We start from the raw sequence: 19,299 nt of genomic DNA, 5'->3' as shown, positions 1-19,299 counted from the left end.
GCCACGGCAATCCTTATGTGTCCTTGCGAACAAACAGTTGGTTGCACAAGGTCTACAATTGCGGCATAACTGATAAAAGGAGTGTCCCCATGAAAACCCTCATTCTCGCTGCCGTCCTGCTGTCGGCCGCTACCGCTGCCGTCGCCCAGGTGGGCGTCTCCGTCACTGTCGGCCAGCCGGGCTTTTACGGACGCCTCGACATAGGCGACTATCCCGCGCCGCAATTGATCTATGCCCAGCCCGTCATCGTGCAGCGCCCGCAATATTATTCGGCCCGTCCCATCTATTTGCGCGTGCCGCCCGGCCATGCGAAAAACTGGTCCAAGCACTGCCGCAAGTATAATGCCTGTAACCAAGAGGTATATTTCGTCCAAGATAGTTGGTATAACAACCAATATGTGCCCCGTTACCGCCAGCAACATGGCGACCATGGCCGTCCCGATTACGGCGACCGCGGCCGTCATGACGACAAGCATGACAAGCACTTCGACAAGCATGATGACAAGCGCGACAAGCATGACAACAAGCCGGGCAAGGGCCACGGCAATGGCAATGGCAATGGCAATGGCAATGGTCACGGCAACGGCAACGGGCACAGGGATTAACAAGCAGGAGGATCTTTGCATAGTAAAATCGTTATCGTAGGGGGAGGTGCAGGCGGCCTGGAGCTGGCCTGTAAACTCAGCCGCAAGCTCGGCGCCGGCCAGGTCACCCTGGTCGACAGCCGCCTGTATCACATCTGGAAGCCGTCGCTGCATGAAGTGGCGGCCGGCACCCTGGACATTCATCAAGAGGGCCTGTCGTATCAGATGTTGGCGCATGACAATGGCTTCACCTATGTCTATGGCCCCCTGATCGCACTCGACGCCGCGTCGAACAGCCTCACCGTGGGCGCCATCGCCACGGACAAGGATGAGCAACTCTTGCCGCAACGCACTGTCAGCTACGACCAACTGGTGCTGGCCGTGGGCAGCACCTCGAATTACTTCGGCGTGCCCGGCGCCCAGGAAAACACGATTTCCCTGAATGCCACGGAAGACGCCGAACGTTTCCGCCTGACCCTGCTGAAACTGCTGGCCATGGCCGAGCAGCGCCAGGGCGATGCGGGCCATCCCGGCGTCGACATCGTCATCATCGGCGGCGGCGCCACGGGCGTGGAACTGGCGGCCGAGTTGCGCGAAGCGAGCGGCGTGTATGCCGCGTATGGTTTTCAGAATCTCAACGCCATCAAGGATGTGCGCATCACCTTGCTCGAAGGGGCGCCGCGCATCCTCGCGCCGCTGCCCGAGCGCGTCTCCATCGCCGCCTCGAAACTGCTGCACCAGCACGGCATCAGCGTGGTGACCGATACGCGCGTCACCACCATCGAAGCCGACAAGGTGACGGTGGCCAGCGGCACCAGCTATGCGGCCGACATCTGCGTGTGGGCGGCCGGCATCCGCGCGCCGGAATTCCTGTCCACCCTGGGCTTGCCGACCAACCGCGCCGGCCAGCTGGAAGTGACGGGCATGCTCAATGTGCAGGGTCATGCGAATATCTTCGCGCTGGGCGATTGCGCCGCCTGCATGGGGCCGGACGGCAAGCTGGTGCCGCCGCGCGCCCAGGCTGCCCACCAGCAAGCCGATTACCTGCTGAAAACGTTCCTGCTGCAAGCGAAGGGCAAGCCGCCGCAAACCAAGCCGTACGAATACCTGGACTACGGTTCGCTCGTGTCGTTCGGCCGCACCACCTCGGTTGGCACCCTGATGGGTTCGCTCAAGGGCCTGAGCTGGTTCGTCGAAGGGTTTGTTGCGCGCATGATGTATGTGAGCCTGCACCTGATGCACCACAACGCCGTGCTGGGCAGCGTGCGCACGGCCGTCATGGCGATGGGCCGCTTCCTGATCAAGCGCAGCACGCCGCAGGTGAAGCTGCATTAATCTGGCTGGTATCAGAGCAGAAAGGGGCCGCGAGGCCCCTTTTTATTTGCTGCGCGTAAGGGGCGCCGCGTCGCAGCGGCCCCGCGTCATGGGGAAATCGATGGTGGTGAGCTTGCCCTTCAAGGTGCCGGTGATGCTGGCGTGCAAGATGCGCTCGCTGTCGCGGCGGTAGATGATGCGGCTCGGGAAGTCATTGTCCAGGTTGGCGAAGATGAATTCATTCGGCTTGTCCTGGCGCAACAGGTTGAAGATCACGGGCGGCTGGCCCGACGGCTGCACGATGTAGGCCAGCTGGCCCGGTTCCGTGAGGCGGATCTGCACGAATTCAAAGGCCGTCGTCTTGCCGCCCTTGACGGTGCGGCTGGTGCCGAGCAGGGTGCCGCCGGCAGCCGTACTCCATTGCTCCCCGGAACCGGGTTCGGCGCCGTCGACGTTCCAGCAGCCGGCCAGCCAGGCCAGCTTGTCCACGGTTTCCGGCGGCGGCACGGTGTTGTCGGCGGCCTGGGCGGCGCCCGTGGCCAGCAGCGTTGCCAGCAGGGTGGGGATGAGTCGTTGCATGCGGTCTCCTGTCGTCGTATCGTTCAGCGGGTCAGGGTGCCCCGGCAGTGTTGCGATTTGGTGCTGCCTGGGATGGACTATTCCTTCGGGCTAATGCGCGGCAAGACCACGGTCAGGGCCGTGCCGCCTTGCGGATTGGTCGTCAGGCTCAGGGTGCCGCCCAGGTAATGCACGCGCTCGCGCACGGAGCGCAGGCCGTGCTTGCTCATTTCGACGGGTTCGTTGGCCGGCAAGCCGTTGCCGTTATCCTTGACGGTCATCATCAGCGCCTCGTCATTGTCGTCGATGATGATGTCCACCTGCGTGGCGTGGGCATGCGCGGCGATGTTGCCGAGCGCTTCTTCCAGGGTGCGCAGCAGGGCCACGCCCACGTTGCGCGGGCAAATCAATTCATCTTCGGGCAGGCTGCAGCGCACGGTGATCTTGTGCTGTTCGGCAAATTGCGCGGCCAGTTCGCCCAGCGCGACATTCACGCCGAGAAACTCGAGCTTGTCGTTCCACAGCTTCATCTGCATCTGGCGGTTGGTCTCGATCACGTTCAGCAGCAATTGCTTCATCGTCGCCGCGCGGTCGAGCAAGGCCGCTTCCTGCGGCATCTTTTGCGTCAGCAGCGACAGGTGCATGGTCAGCGCCGTCAGCGAGGAGCCCAGGCTGTCGTGCAACTGGCGCGACAGGGCGCGCCGTTCATTGTCCCAGCTGGTGTTGACATGGCCGAGCAATTCGCTGAGGTCGGCGGCGCGTTCCGCATCGGCCTGGGCCGCTTCCTTGTTCGGATCTGTTTGTGCGGACATAGCGCCCCGTGAATGGTGAAAGGTGAGGACCAAATTCAAGTTGTGGATCATACATGAGGATTTCATCGCGGGGCGCATGGATGAAAAATTTCTGTCTTTTCGGCAATTTTAATCTCCTTCCATCATTTTTATGTGATAGACAATATTATCGTTTGCGCCAGCGGCCACCGTTCCCGCCGTTACGTACGGCTGCGCACATACCGGGGCGCGGCACGCTGCCATAGTGGGGCTGTCATTACCCCATGCGGCCCGGCGCCAGTGCGGCGCGGGGCGCAGCACTGGCCCGCTTACCGAAACGAAAGGACATGCCATGAATATCGATACCATCGTCGACAAGGAATACCTCGACAAAAGCTTCCGCGACATCGTCAATGCGCCCATCAGCGCCCTGCGCGGCGTCAGCGCAAAAGATGCCAAGGCCTTGCAGCAAGCGTTTGGCGTCACCACCGTGCGCGAATTGTCCAACCTCAACTTCGTCAAATGGGCCAGCGCGCTGGCCATCCTGGCCGATGAAGAGGGCATGAGCGGCGAGGAGCGGGCTAAGGAAGAGCTCCTCGATGACGCCGTGGAAATGACCTTCCCCGCCAGCGACCCGATCTCCGTCGATGCCGGCATCACGCGCATCGAAGTGTCGCCCGACACCGTCAATGCGCAAACGGACCACCAGCATGCGGGCCAGCATGAAGTGACGGCCGGCAAGAAATAAAGCCCGCTGGACATGAAAAAACCGGCTGGCCGCGAGGCTTGCCGGTTTTTTTACGCGCCGCCCGGCGCCACAGTCAGGCGATCGACGGGATGCTGCTTTTCTGCATGTTGACCTGCGCCGCGATCACCTCGTGCGGCGTGCAGCAAAAGCGGTTCTTGCCGGCGCGCTTGGCCTCATACAGGGCCGTGTCGGCCGCACCGAGCAGGGATTCGACGGTGCTGGCGTCGTCCGGGTAGATGGCGATGCCGATGCTGGTCGACAGGCGCAGGGTCAGGTCGTTGATGAAATACGGCTCGGAAATGACTTCGATCAGCTTGGCGGCCGGTTCGCGCGCGTCGCCCTTGCCGGCCAGGTTGCCCAGCACGATGACGAATTCATCGCCGCCGATGCGCGCCACCGTGTCTTCCTTGCGCGACGCGCCCACCAGGCGGGCCGCCACCATTTTCAGGATCTCGTCGCCATAGCCGTGGCCGTAACTGTCGTTGATGGCCTTGAAGCCGTCCAGGTCCAGGTACAGGATGGCCGATTTGCCGCGGCTGCGGGCCGATTGCTGCAGCGTGTGCTCGATGCGGTCTTCCAGCAGGCGCCGGTTCGGCAAGCCCGTCAGCGGATCGTGCAGCGCCAGTTCCTGCTGCTGCTTGCTGTATTGCGCCAGTTCCTTGTACAGCAGGCGCACTTCCAGCATGTTGTGGATGCGCTTGTGCACTTCCATCAGGTCGAAGGGCTTGCTGATGAAGTCGCGCGCGCCCGCTTCCAGGGCGGCGATCTTGAAACTCGGTTGCGCCGTCAGGGCCAGCACGGGCAGGTAGCCGCCATGTTCGATTTCTTTCAAGCCTTTCATGACCTGGAAACCATTGAGTTCCGGCATTTGCAGGTCGAGCAAGATCAGGTCGTAGCAATGCTCCCGGTGCAGGGGGCAAACCTGTGCCGGACGCATGGTGGCCGTGACGTTGGTGTAGCCGGCATCGCGCAGGATTTCCAGCATCAGGTCGACATTGTCGGGTGAGTCGTCGACGACCAAAATTTTGGCTTTCAAAATCTCATCTTGGCTGGGCATGTAAGGTCTCGGTTATACGGTCTATGCAACGCTGGCTTCTACCGCAGATGATGGGCTGACGGCGGTGGAAAAGATAGTAGCGCCTTGCAACAAGATAGGGCGCACAACTGCGCATGAACTCGCTTCTGCCGTTCTCCCCGGCCAAGGTCGCCGCTTTCAGCCTGCCGTGCAGGTGTGCTTCTGCATTTCAGTGTAGCAAACTTCAGCTTAGTTGCTTGTAGGACAGTGCCGCGTCTGAAAGTAGGAAGGCTAACCCATGAAAATAGTCATTTTGTACTGCACTATTTATTTCTTTGCATCATCTTATTGAGGCGGTGTTTTGCGCTCCCGTCCAGGGCGCGCAGCGGCCAGCTGCGCCACGGCCGCCACCAGTTCGGCCGGGTCGAGCGGCTTCGAGACCCAGGCCTGGAAGCCGCTGTCCAGCGCCCGCTGGCGATCCTGCGGCTGCGCAAACGCCGTCAGCGCCAGCGCGGGCAGCCGGGCCACATCAGGGGCGGCGTGCGCGCGCACTTGCGCCAGCAAGTCGAAACCGTCGGCCTCGGGCATGCCGATGTCGCTGACCAGCACATCCGGGCGCACCTGCTCCAGCAGTTGCAGCGCTTGCGCCACGCCGCCGGCGCCGTGCACTTCGGCATTGTTGTCGCGCAAGATGCGCTCCGTCAGTTCGCGCGCATCGGCGTCGTCATCGACCAGCAGCACCTTGATGCCGCGCAAGTCATGGCTGGAGGGCGGGGCGCTGCCCGCCTGGCGCGCGGCGGCCGGCGTGCCCAGCGGCAGGCGCACGGTAAAGCTGGCACCCTGCATGTCGCCGGCGCTGCTGACCGTGACCGTGCCGCCATGCTGCTCCACCAGGTGTTTGACGATCGCCAGTCCCAGCCCCAGGCCGCCGTGCCGGCGCGTGGTGGAGGCATCGGCCTGGCGGAAGCGGTCGAACACGTGCGGCAGGAAATCCTTCTTGATGCCGACGCCGTTGTCGGCCACCGTGATGGACAGGCGCGACGCCTCGCGGCGCACGCCGATGTCGACCCGTCCCCCTTGCGGCGTGAACTTCAGCGCATTCGACAGCAGGTTCCAGATCACTTGCTGGATACGGCTGGGGTCGCCCGTGATGGTGCCCGCATCGCTGGCGATGTTGCAGTGGATGGCGATGTGCTTGGCGTCGGCCGCCGGGCGCAGGGTTTCGATGGCCGAGGCGATGATGCTGGCGGGCGCCAGGGTTTGCAGGTCGAGCAATACCTTGTCGGAGGTGATGCGGCTCATGTCGAGCAAGTCCTCGATCAGCTGCGCCTGCGCGCGCGCATTGCGTTCGATGCTCTGCAGGCCGCGGTGCAGGTCGGCCTGGTCGCGCGTGCCGCGCCGCAGCACCTGGGCCCAGCCGAGGATGGCCGACAGGGGCGTGCGCAGCTCATGCGACAGGGTGGCGAGAAAATCGTCTTTCAGCTGGTTCGTGCGCTCGGCTTCGGCGCGCGCCTCGCGTTCGCTGTCGAGCAGTACCTTGCGCTCTTCGGCGGCGCGCGTGGCGGCCGCGTACAGGCGCGTATTGTCGAGCGCGACGGCGGCCTGGGCCGCGATGGCCGAGACGATGCGCTCGCTGCGCGCGCTGAACATGCCCGCTTGCGGATGGCCGAGCAGCAAGCGCCCCAGCAACAGGCCCGAGCGCGAGCTGACGGGCAGGCTCAGGCAGCTGCGCAGCGGCGGCGCGCCATCGGCGCTGGCATCGGGCGCGGCCAGCAAGTCGTTCTGGCGCATGGCCGCCCCCTGGCGCAGTTCGGTGGCGATGGCTTCGGCCTGGCGCAGGCTGATGCCGTTGACGGCGCGCGCCGAAGGCAGGGGCGCGGCGCTGTCGGGGATCTCGCCCGCATCGTCATAATAAAAGGCGCCGAAGCGCGCGCCGCTGATGCGCGTGGCCGCATCGACGGTTTCCTGCAGCAGGGCGGGCAAGTCGAGGGTGCCGGCCAGGGCCGCCCCCGTATTGTTGAGCAATTCGAGCACGCGCGTTTCATCGCGCAAGGCTTCCTGCGCGCGCTTGACCTGGTCGACGTCGGTGCTCGTGCCAAACCAGCGCAGCAACTGGCCGCCCCGGTCGCGCACGGGATTGGCGCGCGTCAGGAACCAGCGGAACTGGCCGTCGGCGCCGCGGATGGGGAATTCCATTTCGAAGGGCGTGCCGTCGCGCAAGGCGGCCTTCCACGCGTGCAGCATGGGCGGCAAATGCTGCGCGTGATAGGCGATGCTCCAGCCGTCGCCCGCCATCTGTTCGGCGCTGGTGCCCGTGTAGTCGTGCCAGCGCTGGTTGTACCAGGCAATGGTGCCGTCGAAGCTGGCGATCCAGGCCAGTTGCGGAATGGAATTGGCCAGCGCGCGCAAGTCTTCCTCGCTGTGGCGCAAGCTTTCCTCGGCCGCCTTGCGCTGGCTGATGTCCTGGATGTACGTGGTCAAGCCATCGCTGGAAGGGAAGATGCGCACTTCCAGCCAGCGCCCCAGCGGCCGGTACAGCAGTTCGAAGCTGCAGCTGTGCTGCTGCGCCATGGCGCGCCGGTATTGCACTTCCAGTTCCGTCCCTTGTAGGGCGGGACAGGCTTGCCACAGGCTGCTGCCGGCCAGGCTGGCGCCGGGCGGACGCTGCGGTGCGAGCATGTCGGCGCCGCGCGTATTGATATAGCGGATGGTCCAGTCGCGGTCGAGCAGGCAAAAGCCATCGGTGATGCTTTCCATTAAGTTGGCCAGGCGCTCGCCGGAGAGGCTCGGCGGCGCTGATGGGGGCAGCAGATCTTGTGTGCGGTCAGGCTTGGCCATCGGAAATCCTGCAACAGTGAGTCTGCCGCACGGGCTCTTGCCCCGCCGGGCCGCCGCCGCTAAGCTCAGTTAAATGGGTCATGATGGTCAATGCCCGCGTCATGAATGAGGGGAGGCACAAGCGCCCCTGTCTGGCTGGTATTGTAGCCCCAAGCGGCGCGCCGCCACCGCACGCTTGCGCGTTGCCTGCAGATAGCACTGGACAGGCTGGAAAGCAGTCCCTATAATCCCGCTTCTTTCGAGACAGCAACTTCTCGATTCGCTGGAAGCTCCTGTGAAAGCAGAAGTGTCCATCGATAAAAAGGCGTCAGCTTTTTAGCAGTGAAAAGGTAGTCGATCATGCGGGGCGGTATTCTGCAAAATCAGCTAAGCGATTGAAAAATCGAACTTTTCAAAGCGAAATGAATACGCTATAATGTTTGCCTGCGCGGCTGTAGCTCAGCTGGATAGAGTACTTGGCTACGAACCAAGGGGTCGTGGGTTCAATTCCTGCCAGCCGCACCAGAATACTGAAAATCAGACTTTGCCTGGTTTTGTTGTAACAAGTTTCACCTCCATGTTGTTAAGTGGAATGTTGTAGAAGTTTTGCGGCTGTAGCTCAGCTGGATAGAGTACTTGGCTACGAACCAAGGGGTCGTGGGTTCAATTCCTGCCAGCCGCACCAGTATTGCCAGCATCGGGTTTTTCCCGTGTTGATGAAAGTTTCAAGCTTCGCGCCGTCCGGCGAAGTGTGTCAGAGTTTGCGGCTGTAGCTCAGCTGGATAGAGTACTTGGCTACGAACCAAGGGGTCGTGGGTTCAATTCCTGCCAGCCGCACCAGTATTTGCAGTAGTGAAAAAAACCCGGAAAGTTCGCTTTCCGGGTTTTTTTTCGTCCGGCGCAACTGCAGCCGGCCGCCGACGGCGCGGCCTTCCTCGGTCGCGCCAATGCCCCATCAATTCGGATACGGCTGGCCCGAGGACGCCTGGTTGCCCAGGACGATGGTGGTTACCCACAGCCCGCCATTCGTCACCGGGCCGGTGAACTTGAACAGCGAACCGCCCGATTGCGCCGGGTCCGCCACATTCGACGCCAGGCTATTCAAGCCCGAGGTTGTGAAGGTGCACGCAGTTTCTTGCCCGACAGCATTTTGTTCCGCGTTCAGCACGGGCGTGGCGTTATTGAACAGGTACAGGCCGCAATTGTCCATTTTCGATCCATAGGTGGCGGACTGCGTGTAATTGAAGGTCACCGCGCCATCGAGCAGGGTGGCGGCCGGGATGGACGACAGTTTTGCCGGCGTGATGCTGGTGATCGTGGCGAACAGGCTGGCCTGGTTTGCCCGGGCAAACGCTTTCGACAGCGGCACGGCATTGATCTGGAACGGGAAGGCGCTGACGGGGCCGTTCGGGGTCCTCAGGGTCCATACGTAGATTTTCCCAGGCGCCACTTTCGTTTCGTCGATGCAGGCCGTGCCGGCGCCCAGGCCCGGCGTGCCGGCGGGCAGGCTGGCCAGGTCCTGGCAGCTCTGGATCGCTTCCGCGTTATTGTAGAAAGCGCTGGCAGCGCCATTGCTGTCGGCAATCCGCATGTGGGTGTAGCCCGTGGCTGGCAGGATCAGCTGCAATTTGCTGCCGGCCGTGCCCGGTATCTGGAAGTCGCCGAATGTCGTCAGGCCCGGTCCCCGCACGTCGATCTTGCTGATGGCCGGATTGTCCTGCAGCACGGTGTCGAGCTCGATGTGCGCGGCCCATTCGCGCGCAAAGGTGGCCGCGCCCGCACTGTCGAGGCTGCGCTGGATGCGCGCATTCATGTGCATGTCCAGGTGGCCGCTGCCGGCCAGTTTCCAGCCGCCGGCGCAGGCGCTGGTATCGCTCGTCTTGACCAGCTTCCAGTTGAGCATGCCCGCATCTGTTCCTATGCGCAACTGTACCCATGCGCTGCTTGGCTTGCCTGTGGTGAAGGCAATGGCTGTCGCCCCGGCGCCAAGGCGATTATTGATGAAGTCGGCGACGCGCGATGTCGAAGTGCTGCTCGACGACGTCAGCGTGGCGATTTCATCCGTGCTCAACGGTTGCATGTTGACGCTGGCCAGGCCCAGCGCTTCGATCGTCAGCCCGGCATGGGCGGCCTGGTCCGTGCTGCTCAGGGCCGACACGATTTCCGCCTGGCCCACACCCGCCCCCATATTGAAGGAGCTGTCGATGAACGGCGACACGGCCGCCGGCGACGGCACGACGAAGCCCGTCTTCGGATACAGCGCGCTGAGCGAGGCCATGCAGGCGCGGATTTCCGGCAAGACGCCGGCCGCGGCGTTCGCCTTGAGCAAGTCGGCATCCGATGGCGGCGTCGCTGCGGGGATGGTGGCGGCACCGCCGGCGGCGGCAGGCAAGGTCACGCTGCCCAGTGTGCTGTTGGTGGCAATCAGGGTGACCGTCGCCATGGCGCCTTGCGCTTCCGCGGGCGCGACGAGGATCTGGTCCAGCACGGCATCCATCCCCGTGCCGTTGGCAACAAAGGCGCCCGTCAGCGGATTGGTGTTGCTGGCGTTAATCGGTTTGATCATGGCGACGACTGCGGCGATGGCCGCATCGAGCCGTTGCTGGGTCGCCGCACTGGCCAGCGCCGCGGTGCAGGCGGCCGGGACGGCATTGGCAACGGGCGCGCAGACGCTTGCCAGGGCGGCGCCGCCGGGCTGGCCCGACGCCGTGGAAACGATCAGGTCGGTCAGCGGCGTGATATTGACGGTTTGCCCCGCTGCCGTGGCGATGGAATTCATGGTTACTTGCTTGCCGCCGGCCGTGCCGGTGATGCTGAGGAGAAAGGGCGCCGTCATGCCGCCTACATCGAGCGTGTATGCCCCGCCGGCGCCGGTACTGACCGCCACGGACACTTTGCCCTTGCTATCGATGGCAATCACGCTGCCCGAGACGGGCGCGCCGACGGCGGCGGTGCCGCTGAGCGTCGTGGCAGGCGGCGGGACAACGGGCACGACGGGAGGAATAGGCGCAACGGGGGCGACCGGGTCCGCGGGGTTGCTGCCGCCGCCGCACGCGGCCAGCATGAGGGCGGCGGTGCAGGCGGCAGCCAGAGGCAATAATTTGTGCAAGTTCTTCTTCATGGTATCCCCTTAGTATTTTTATTAAAATTACTGCTAGTAAACATTCTCAAAGTTTTCCATGAATTGCAATTTATTTTTCTTAGATGCATTAATAATGACCAACAAGTAACAAAGCTGTCGGTTTCGCGCCGCAGTCTGGAAGGAAATGTGATGAAATGAGCAAGTATGCGGCGTGCGTGCGCCGCTGCAAGACAGGAGTGGCCGCCAATTGTGAAATATCGCCGCCACGCCTTTGCCATTCTGCAAAGCCCTGCTATAATCTTGTCTTAGGCGGCTGTAGCTCAGCTGGATAGAGTACTTGGCTACGAACCAAGGGGTCGTGGGTTCAATTCCTGCCAGCCGCACCAGAATATTGGGGGTCAGATTGTAAAATCTGATCCCCTTTTTCGTTTCCGAATGGATTTACGCTGCGCCTGTGGCGCCGCGCCGGTATTGCTGGCGAAACGCGCGCGGCGTCACGTGCCTGGCGGCGAGGAACTGGCGGTTGAAATGCGCGAGGTTGCGGTAGCCCGCCTCTTGCGCGATGACGGCGATGGCCAGATTGCTTTCGATCAGCTGTTGGCAGGCCCGGCCGACGCGCAGCCGCGCCAGGTACTCGCCGGGCGTGCAATGCGCGTGGCGCTTGAAACAGCGGTGGAAGGCGCCCAGCGACAGGGCCGCCCGCTGCGCCAGCGTTTCCAGTGCAATCTCTTCCCGGAAATGCGCGTGCATGAAGTCAAACACGATTTCCATGCGTTTTTGCTGCCCATCGGCAAGCACCGGCGCCAGCGCTTCCGAGGCCAGCGGCTGCGCACCGCCATCGCCAGCCAGGTCCAGCAGCACGTCGAGCAACAGCGGCAGGCGCTGCGGCACCGGCAGCGCATTCAACTGCAGCAGTTTCTCTGCGCTGCGCGCGCTCGTTGCCGGAGAAAAATGCAGGGCAGGGCCGGCGCGGCGCGCCAGTTGCCGCACGCCGTGCAACTCCGGAAAACAGGTCGCCAGCTGTTCCACCCACTCCAGCGAAAACCACACGACGACGGCCAGCATGGGCTGCGTGCCGTCGATGCGCTCGCTGGCCGACCACGTGTGCGGCAAATTCGGCCCCAGCAGCACCAGGTCGCCCGGTTCGAAGTCGCCCAGGTGGTCGCCGATGTAGCGTTGCCCCCGTGCATTGACCGTCAGGGTCAGCTCGAACTGCGGATGGTAATGCCAGAGGAAGGGAATCGCATCGAGCTCGCGCCACAGCAAGCCCCAGGAGTGGCCCGTCGGGATCGTGACTTGTTCGAATAAAGGCGTCATTGTGACGTTTTAAGGAGAGTGATAGTCAGGATAGTATCAGTTTTGGTTGCTGCGCACGCATTTTACGCGGCACTGCCGGAGCACAATCTATCCCACCAACACAGGAGACAGCGATGCAAAACCGATATCAGTACGGCGAAGACCGTCCCGGCAATCCGTCCGTGGCTTACACGGAACAAACCCAGTTGCGCGACATACAAAAACAGCTGCCCCTGCGCGTGCTGTCCGACAGCGACTTTTTGCACTGGCAAACCTACGGTTACGTCATCGTCAAGGATGCCGTGACGCCGGAACAGGTGCGCCGCACAACCGATTTCCTGTGGGAATTCCAGGGACTCGACCAGCACGACCCCGCCACCTGGAACCGGGAGCAGTTGCGCGACCACGCGATGAAAGAGCTCAACGGTTCCGGCATGGTCGAGGCCTACCACAACCAGACCCTGTGGGATAATCGCCAGACCCAGCGCGTGTACGACGCCTTTGTCGATATCTGGGACCGTCAGGATTTGTGGGTAACCATCGACCGCGCCAACCTGAACACGCCGAACCATGGCAAGCGCAAGTTCGGCGGCTTCATCCATTGGGATGCCGACACCACGCTCGACCCGCTGCCCGTCAACGTGCAAGGCGTGCTGGCCCTGTCCGACACCTCGCCCGAGAGCGGCGGTTTCCAGTGCTATCCAGAATTGTTCAATCATTTATTGAGCTGGCGCAAGACGGTGCCGCTCGACCGCAACCCATGGCAGCCGGACCTGGCGACGGTGCCGTATCCGATGGAATTCATCGCCATGAAGAAAGGGGAGTTGCTGATTTTCAATAGCCTGCTGGCGCACGGCATCCGCCCGAACACGTCGACGGACCAGGTGCGCCTGGCGCAATACATTTCCTTCACGCCCGCGCAGGAAGACAATCAAACCCTGCGCGACTGGAGAGTGCAAAGCTGGCGCGAACGCAGCGCGCCGCAAGGCTATGCGTTTCCCGGCGACCCCGAGGAAAAGGAACAACTGCGCTATCCGCAGGCGCGGTTGACCGCGCTGGGCGAGAAGATCCTCGGCGCGCGCGGCTGGTAAGCGTGGCGCCACGTCCGATGGCATTGCCTGCCGGATAGACAATTGCCGGCAAATGCACGATCATGGCTTGACTTGCCATCGACCGAGGAAACGCATGAGTATCATCACCTGCATCGAAGACTTGCGCGTGCTGGCCCAGAAACGGGTGCCGCGCATGTTTTACGACTACGCCGATTCCGGTTCCTGGACGGAATCGACGTACCGCGCCAACAACAGCGATTTCGCCAAGATCAAATTCCGCCAGCGCGTGGCCGTCAACCTGGAAAACCGCAGCCTGGCCTCGACCATGGTGGGCCAGCACGTAGCGATGCCGGTAGCCCTGTCGCCCACGGGCTTGACGGGCATGCAGCATGCGGATGGCGAAATTCTCGCGGCCCAGGCGGCCGAGCAATTCGGCGTGCCGTTCACCCTGTCGACCATGAGCATTTGCTCGATCGAGGACGTGGCGGCGAACACGACGAAACCGTTCTGGTTCCAGCTGTACGTGATGAAAGACCGCGAATTCATCAACCGCCTGATCGACCGCGCCAAGGCGGCAAAATGCGGCGCGCTCGTGCTGACCTTGGACTTGCAGGTGCTGGGCCAGCGCCACAAGGACTTGCGCAACGGCCTGTCGGCGCCGCCGAAATTGACGATTCCCAACATCTTCAACATGGCCACCAAGCCGCGCTGGGTGGCGGGCATGCTGGGCACGAAACGCCGCGGCTTCGGCAACATCGTCGGCCACGCCACGTCCGTGTCCGACATGTCGTCCCTGTCGGCCTGGACGCAGCAGCAATTCGACCTGAGCCTGTCGTGGGCGGACGTGGAATGGATCAAGCAGCGCTGGGGCGGCAAACTCATCATTAAGGGCATCATGGACCCGGAAGATGCGCGCCTGGCCGTGGAAAGCGGCGCCGACGCGCTGATCGTCTCGAACCACGGCGGGCGCCAGCTCGACGGCGCGCAATCGTCGATCGAAGCCTTGCCCGCCATCGTCGACGCCGTCGGCAGCCAGATCGAAGTGCACATGGACGGCGGCATCCGCTCGGGGCAGGACGTGATCAAGGCCGTGGCACTGGGCGCGAAAGGCGTGTACATCGGCCGCCCGTTTTTATACGGCCTGGGCGCCATGGGCGGCCCGGGCGTGAGCAAATGCCTGGACATCATCCGCAATGAACTCGATTTGACGATGGCGTTTTGCGGCTTGCGCGACCTGCAGCAGGTGGACAAGAAAATCCTGCTGCCGGGGACGTTTTAAGCGGCAATCCGCACGATTTCAAAACCTTCCGATGCCTGCGGCGGCACGAAGAGGCGCGTGATTTCATCAAATTGCGCGTCGCTGGTGGAAAACGGATGCAGCCCGCTGGCATTGCGCTGGCGCAAGCGCGCCTTGCATTCGTCGTCCGTCACGTCGAGGTAATGCAGCACGTGCGGCGTACCCGCCTGCTGGAACAGTGCGCGCATCCAGGCGCGGCTGGCCGGTGTATTCGCGGGGAAATCGAGCACGACGGACACGCCCGCCTGCAGCATCTGCAGGGTCAAAGGGGCGATGGCCGCGCGCAGCAGCGCCGCGCAGGCCGCGTAGTCGGCCAGACTGGCGATCCGGCCCGGATACAGCTGCGCCAGCAGGCTGTCTTCGCTGATGCGCACGGTGTGCGGCGCCTCCGCAAGGCGGGCGGTCAGGGTGGATTTGCCCGAGGCAATTTTGCCGCACACGAGGTGCAGGGTGGGGGAAGCGGTGGTGCTGGGAGTAGGGGACATGGTCGCTCGCTAGAAAGAAATAATGCCTGCGAGACGTCTTGATCTATTGCTGCAAATCAAAGCCGCCTCCCGGGCGGCTTTGGCAATCACAGTTCTGCTAAGCCACCATCGTTGGAATGGCGGCAATAATCGATGGCAGGGGCGGGAATGGCGATTGCATGACTGAACGATGCCATGGAATGTCAGGCGCTGTCAATGACCGATGCTGCTCCACGTATCCTGGAATGCGGTGTCATCGAGCGGCCGCGCATGCGGGTCGTCCTGCCGGAACAGGCCGCCGATCAGCATGTCCTGGATGGCGCCCGTGAAGCCGCCATACGGCGAGGCGCGGCCCCACTGGCGGTGCGTATGGGCGAAGACGACGGCGTCTTGCTGCGCGGCCAGTTGCGCCAGGGATTGCCGCAAGGTGGCGGCCGCTTCCGGGCCCATGTCCGTGGCGATGGCGCACACCAGGCGCTGGCTGAACTGCAAGGTTTTTCCTGCCAGTCCCAGCAGCGATTCATTGGCCAGGGCGAGGAACACATCGGGCGCCTGGTTGTCCTTTTCGCAGACGGTCCAGGTGGGCGCCCATGCTTCCAGGCTCATGAAGCGGGCTTCCGTCGTGGCCGGCGTGTGCGTCCACTTCGCGTGCGATTTGGCGTCCCAGCCCAGGCGGCCAAAGGGAATTGACTTGCCCTTGGGATTGTATTGATGGCTGCGCAAGGCGGCCTTGCCCCGCGCGCCAGCCTGCGCCATCAGGCCATCGAGGCTGGCGGCAAACGGCATCCATTGCGCCGCATCCCACAGCGACGGCGCATCGGGCGCGGCAAGCAGCAGAAATACTTCGTACTCGCGTGAAAAAAACGCCATGTCTGTTCCTATAGTTGTAATTGAGATATGGCCGCCCGTTGGCTGGGACGCAGCAGGTAGACGCCGTACAGGCACAGGGGCAGCACGGCCAGCAGGGCGATATACGGCAGGATCGACGCGCCATCTTCGGCCGGGTTGGGCAAGGTGGCCGTCACCAGCGCGTAGTCCCACAAGCCATGCACGAGCACCATGGGCCAGATCGAGCGGGTGCGCAGGCGGATGGCCGCGTAGCCGATGCCCTGCAGGGTGGCGGCCACGGCTTGCCACAAGGCACCGCTGACGTCGCCCGAGGCCAGGCCGTTGGCCGTATGGGCCAGGCCGAACAGCGCCGATGACATCAGGACGGCGGGCCAGACGGCGTAGCGCTCTAGCATGCCTTGCAGCAAGATGGCGCGGAACATCAGCTCTTCCGAGATGGCCACCAGCGCCGCATTGCACGCGACGACCAGCAGCACGCGCGGCTGCGGCCAGCCGCCGGCCCAGGCCAGCAACAGCATCAGCAGCGCATACAGCAGGGGCGGCGAGGCGAGCCACACTGTTTTCCATGGCTGCGGCGCGCACAGGCCCGCTTCGCGGGGCCGGCTTGACGCCAGCAGCAGCGCCAGCGCGAACAGGGCGGCCAGCGCCCACGACAGGCCGATACGGCCGGTGACGGCTGCGCCCGGCAAGGCATAGCCGGCCGATTCCAGCCAGCGGCCGCCCATGCTCAAGCCCAGCCAGATGGCCAGTGCGATGAGGGCGAGCGGCATGCTGAGGGCGATTCTTTTCCTGGACATGGGCGGCCTCATGCTGCCGGCCCGCCGCCGCTGACGCGGTTGCGGCCCGTGTTTTTCGACTGGTACAGCAAGGCGTCGGCCTGGCGTATCAGTTCGCTGCTCTCTGTGCATCGCTGCTGGCCGGGCTGCAGCGTGGCCGCGCCCAGGCTGACCGTCACGACGCCATTTGCGCTGGCCGCATGGGGAATCTGCAAGGCTTCCACGGCCGAGCGGATGGCTTCCGCGACTTCCAGCGCGCCCGCGGCGTTGGTGCCGGGCATGATCACGGCGAACTCTTCGCCGCCATAGCGTGCCGCCAGGTCTTCGGTCCGGCCGACGCTGCGGGCCACGGCGCCGGCAACTGCCTGCAGGCACCCGTCGCCGGCCACGTGGCCATACTGGTCGTTGAATTTCTTGAAGAAATCCACGTCGAGCATGATCAGCGACACAGGATGCCCGCTGCGTTGGGCACGCTTCAATTCCTGAGCCAGCGTCTCGTCGAAACAGCGGCGGTTGGCCAGTCCCGTCAAGCCGTCTTGCGACGCCCGCGCCGCCAGATCCGCATTCGCGTGCCGCAGCTCCGCCGTGGCCAGGCGCAGGCTGGCTTCGATGCGGTCGCGTACGGCAATCTGCCGCATCAGCCTGCGGAACAGGTAGATCAGCGCCGCTCCCGCCGCCAGCGACGCCAGCACGATTTGCATGCTCAGCCTTTGCCACTCGGCGAAGATGTCTTCCTTCGATAGCCCCGCCGCCACGATGACGGGAAAGCGTTCCAGGTGGCGATAGCTGTACAGCCGTTCGATTTCGTCCACCTTTGCCGTCATCATGGCCGTGCCCACCGGCCCTTTTTCGCGGTAGGCGCGCAAGAGTGCGCCCGACGAAATATCCATGCCGATGATATTGGGCTGGAACGGCCGCCGGTAAATCAGCGTACCGTCATCGAGGGCAAAGAATGCCGTGCCCGTGTTGCCAAGGTTGAGGCTATCGTAGATGCGTTCGAAGGAGGCGAGCCCCAGGGTGACCAGCACCACGCCGGCAAAGGAACCGTCCGCCAATTCCACCCGGCGCGACACGGGCAAGACCCATTGCCCGCTGGATTTGCTGCGCACGGGCGCACTGATGCGGCTGCTCAGCTGCGCATGCGTCTTGTGATAGGTGAAATAATCGCGGTCGGCGTTGTTGCCGTCCTGCATGGCGCCGGACGAGGTGGCCAGCCAGTCCCCCTGGCTGTCAAAAATGAAGACGCCGGCAATTTCCACGATATTCCTCGACAGCTGCTGCAGATGCGATTGCAAGCGCTCGCCGGTGGCGTCATTATTGCCTTCGTTGCGGATGTGTTCGACGATATCTTCCAGCATGACATCGGCGACTTCCAGTTCCATGTAGGCTTGCGTGGCAAGGGCGCGCGCCATGTTCTCCGTCGCCGCGCTGCTCTCGCGCAGGCGGACTTCGCGCGAAGACCAGACGATCCAGATGGTCATGCCAAGCAGCATGGCGCACATGCAGAAGAAGGCGATGCTGGCCCAGACGATCACTGGCCGCTTGTGCTTGCTCAAGACCTCGGGCTGCGCCGGCAGGGTGCCCGCCGCGTCCTTGTTTATTGCATTCTTTACTGCATCCATAGGCGAATCATGAAGTTGCATCAATGATATGGTGAAAATATTGCCATACTACATTAAAAGCAGGCGTACAAAATTGCCACATCGTTATAGTTGCATGAAATAATAAGCATTCGTCCGTTTGCCGCCAGACTGGAGAGCCATGACCTACAGCAAGACCATCACCACTGAACGATTGATCCTGCGCAAGCCGCAACCGTCCGATGAGGCGGCGCAGTTCGCCATGCATTCCGATCCCGAAGTGATGCGCTATTTCAGCGAACCGCCCTGGGAAGACACGGGCCGCGCCGCGCGCCAGATTGCCGAGGACATCGCCGCTTTCGAGAAAGAGGAATTCTTCCGCTTTGCCGTCGAGCTGAAGGCGACGGGCGAATACCTGGGCAGCTGCAGCCTGTTTTCCGAGCACCGCCAGAACCGCCGCGCTGAAATCGGCTACGCGCTGGGCCGCCCGTACTGGGGCCGTGGCTATATGCACGAAGCGCTGTCCGCGCTGCTGGAATACGCGTTCATCGAGCGCGACCTGAACCGCCTGGAAGCCGATATCGACCCGCTCAACGCCGGCTCGGCCAGCGCCCTGGAACGCCAGGGTTTTAATAAGGAAGGCTTTTTGCCGGAGCGCTGGATCGTCGGCGGCCACGTCAGCGATTCGGCCCTGTACGGCTTGCTGCGCCGCGAGTGGGAAGCGCGCCGCAAGGGCGCCGCGTGAGCGGACAAGACATCGACGCCGTCCAGCGCTGGCTGGGCCACGCCTTGCCGGCGCATTATCTGCGCTTTCTGCAGGACTGGCAGGAAGGCCTGCGCGGCGAACAAGTGCTGCTGTATGGTGCGGAAAGCTTGCGGGAACGCAACGAAACCTATGACGTGCCGCAATCCTGCCCCGGCTACCTCGCCATCGGCGACGACAGCGGCGGGCGCGCCGTCATGCTGGCGCTCGACGGCGCTGACCGTGCCGTGTACCTGGTCGGCCATGGCTCGATGCAGCGCGACGATTTTGAACGGACCGCCGATGATTTCCATGCCTGGCTGGCCGCCGATTGCCCGCTTGACTAAAAAGGATG

The 19,299-nt window shown here is 63.1% G+C and carries 17 protein-coding genes and 4 tRNA genes; 11 read left to right on the top strand and 10 right to left on the bottom strand.

All coding sequences use genetic code 11. The features are described from left to right. The first annotated feature begins 89 nt into the window (after nt 1-89). Together BZG29_RS19255 and BZG29_RS19250 are read left to right on the top strand one after the other, a co-directional pair. Nucleotides 90-605, top strand: a complete 516-nt coding sequence (locus BZG29_RS19255) for a hypothetical protein (protein ID WP_077406402.1) — start codon at nt 90-92, stop codon at nt 603-605. A gap of 15 nt (nt 606-620) precedes the next feature. Further along, the gene (locus BZG29_RS19250) at nt 621-1,919 is read left to right on the top strand and encodes an NAD(P)/FAD-dependent oxidoreductase (RefSeq protein ID WP_077406399.1); all 1,299 of its coding nucleotides are present in this window, start codon (nt 621-623) and stop codon (nt 1,917-1,919) included. A 42-nt stretch (nt 1,920-1,961) separates the two neighbouring features. Here BZG29_RS19250 and BZG29_RS19245 read toward each other — a convergent pair whose 3' ends face one another. Next, nucleotides 1,962-2,477 (bottom strand): DUF6265 family protein, encoded by a 516-nt coding sequence (locus BZG29_RS19245; protein WP_077406396.1) that lies wholly within the window; start codon nt 2,475-2,477, stop codon nt 1,962-1,964. 77 nt (nt 2,478-2,554) lie between these two features. Next, complete coding sequence (locus BZG29_RS19240; protein WP_077406393.1) at nt 2,555-3,268, bottom strand: ATP-binding protein; 714 nt, start codon at nt 3,266-3,268, stop codon at nt 2,555-2,557. Between the two features lie 310 nt (nt 3,269-3,578). Between BZG29_RS19240 and BZG29_RS19235 the strand changes: the two genes are divergently transcribed. Next, on the top strand, nt 3,579-3,974 hold the full coding sequence (locus tag BZG29_RS19235) for a hypothetical protein (RefSeq protein ID WP_077406391.1): 396 nt from the start codon (nt 3,579-3,581) through the stop codon (nt 3,972-3,974). A 73-nt stretch (nt 3,975-4,047) separates the two neighbouring features. Here BZG29_RS19235 and BZG29_RS19230 read toward each other — a convergent pair whose 3' ends face one another. Further along, nucleotides 4,048-5,031, bottom strand: a complete 984-nt coding sequence (locus tag BZG29_RS19230) for a diguanylate cyclase (RefSeq protein WP_077406388.1) — start codon at nt 5,029-5,031, stop codon at nt 4,048-4,050. A gap of 303 nt (nt 5,032-5,334) precedes the next feature. Beyond that, entirely contained in the window at nt 5,335-7,746 is a 2,412-nt protein-coding gene (locus BZG29_RS19225) for an ATP-binding protein (RefSeq protein ID WP_253192650.1), read from the bottom strand. Nucleotides 7,747-8,254: 508 nt separating this feature from the next. Here BZG29_RS19225 and BZG29_RS19220 point away from each other — a divergent pair. From BZG29_RS19220 to BZG29_RS19210, 3 genes are all read left to right on the top strand, one after another. Then, nucleotides 8,255-8,331, top strand: a tRNA-Arg gene (locus BZG29_RS19220). 83 nt (nt 8,332-8,414) lie between these two features. Then, nucleotides 8,415-8,491: transfer RNA gene (locus BZG29_RS19215), tRNA-Arg, on the top strand. Between the two features lie 78 nt (nt 8,492-8,569). Next, nucleotides 8,570-8,646 (top strand) — tRNA-Arg (locus BZG29_RS19210). 115 nt (nt 8,647-8,761) lie between these two features. On the opposite strand, the gene BZG29_RS19205 is transcribed toward BZG29_RS19210, so the two are convergent. After that, nucleotides 8,762-10,927, bottom strand: coding sequence for a hypothetical protein (locus tag BZG29_RS19205; protein WP_077406382.1), 2,166 nt, complete (start codon nt 10,925-10,927; stop codon nt 8,762-8,764). Between the two features lie 270 nt (nt 10,928-11,197). Between BZG29_RS19205 and BZG29_RS19200 the strand changes: the two genes are divergently transcribed. Beyond that, a tRNA-Arg gene (locus BZG29_RS19200) sits at nt 11,198-11,274 on the top strand. A gap of 55 nt (nt 11,275-11,329) precedes the next feature. Here the strand turns inward: BZG29_RS19200 and BZG29_RS19195 are convergent. Next, on the bottom strand, nt 11,330-12,205 hold the full coding sequence (locus BZG29_RS19195; protein ID WP_077406379.1) for an AraC family transcriptional regulator: 876 nt from the start codon (nt 12,203-12,205) through the stop codon (nt 11,330-11,332). A 113-nt stretch (nt 12,206-12,318) separates the two neighbouring features. Between BZG29_RS19195 and BZG29_RS19190 the strand changes: the two genes are divergently transcribed. Both BZG29_RS19190 and BZG29_RS19185 read left to right on the top strand, forming a co-directional pair. Further along, nucleotides 12,319-13,275, top strand: coding sequence for a phytanoyl-CoA dioxygenase family protein (locus tag BZG29_RS19190; protein WP_077406376.1), 957 nt, complete (start codon nt 12,319-12,321; stop codon nt 13,273-13,275). Between the two features lie 94 nt (nt 13,276-13,369). After that, nucleotides 13,370-14,515 carry an alpha-hydroxy acid oxidase gene (locus tag BZG29_RS19185; protein WP_077406373.1) on the top strand — a complete coding sequence of 382 codons (1,146 nt, stop codon included), beginning with the start codon at nt 13,370-13,372 and terminating at the stop codon, nt 14,513-14,515. Here the strand turns inward: BZG29_RS19185 and BZG29_RS19180 are convergent. The 4 genes from BZG29_RS19180 to BZG29_RS19165 form a co-directional block, all read right to left on the bottom strand. Further along, nucleotides 14,512-15,018 carry an ATP-binding protein gene (locus BZG29_RS19180; RefSeq protein ID WP_077406370.1) on the bottom strand — a complete coding sequence of 169 codons (507 nt, stop codon included), beginning with the start codon at nt 15,016-15,018 and terminating at the stop codon, nt 14,512-14,514. The two genes, BZG29_RS19185 and BZG29_RS19180, sit on opposite strands and share 4 nt — an antisense overlap. 192 nt (nt 15,019-15,210) lie before the next feature. Continuing rightward, complete coding sequence (locus BZG29_RS19175) at nt 15,211-15,867, bottom strand: hypothetical protein (RefSeq protein ID WP_077406367.1); 657 nt, start codon at nt 15,865-15,867, stop codon at nt 15,211-15,213. Between the two features lie 8 nt (nt 15,868-15,875). Then, nucleotides 15,876-16,643 carry a CPBP family intramembrane glutamic endopeptidase gene (locus tag BZG29_RS19170; protein WP_171985061.1) on the bottom strand — a complete coding sequence of 256 codons (768 nt, stop codon included), beginning with the start codon at nt 16,641-16,643 and terminating at the stop codon, nt 15,876-15,878. An 8-nt stretch (nt 16,644-16,651) separates the two neighbouring features. Next, nucleotides 16,652-18,244 carry a sensor domain-containing diguanylate cyclase gene (locus tag BZG29_RS19165; RefSeq protein WP_171985060.1) on the bottom strand — a complete coding sequence of 531 codons (1,593 nt, stop codon included), beginning with the start codon at nt 18,242-18,244 and terminating at the stop codon, nt 16,652-16,654. 139 nt (nt 18,245-18,383) lie between these two features. On the opposite strand from BZG29_RS19165, the gene BZG29_RS19160 reads away from it, so the two are divergent. Further along, a complete protein-coding gene (locus tag BZG29_RS19160) occupies nt 18,384-18,947 on the top strand; it encodes a GNAT family N-acetyltransferase (protein WP_077406358.1) in 564 nt (187 codons plus the stop codon). Further along, nucleotides 18,944-19,291, top strand: coding sequence for an SMI1/KNR4 family protein (locus BZG29_RS19155; protein ID WP_150131002.1), 348 nt, complete (start codon nt 18,944-18,946; stop codon nt 19,289-19,291). Before BZG29_RS19160 ends, BZG29_RS19155 begins: the two co-directional genes overlap by 4 nt. Nucleotides 19,292-19,299: the final 8 nt, after the last annotated feature.

The sequence above is a fragment of the Janthinobacterium sp. LM6 genome, from assembly GCF_002002885.1.
Lineage (GTDB): Bacteria > Pseudomonadota > Gammaproteobacteria > Burkholderiales > Burkholderiaceae_D > Janthinobacterium > Janthinobacterium kumbetense.
Note: the sequence above shows the minus strand (reverse complement) of the source record. Positions and strands in the feature narration are given on the sequence as shown.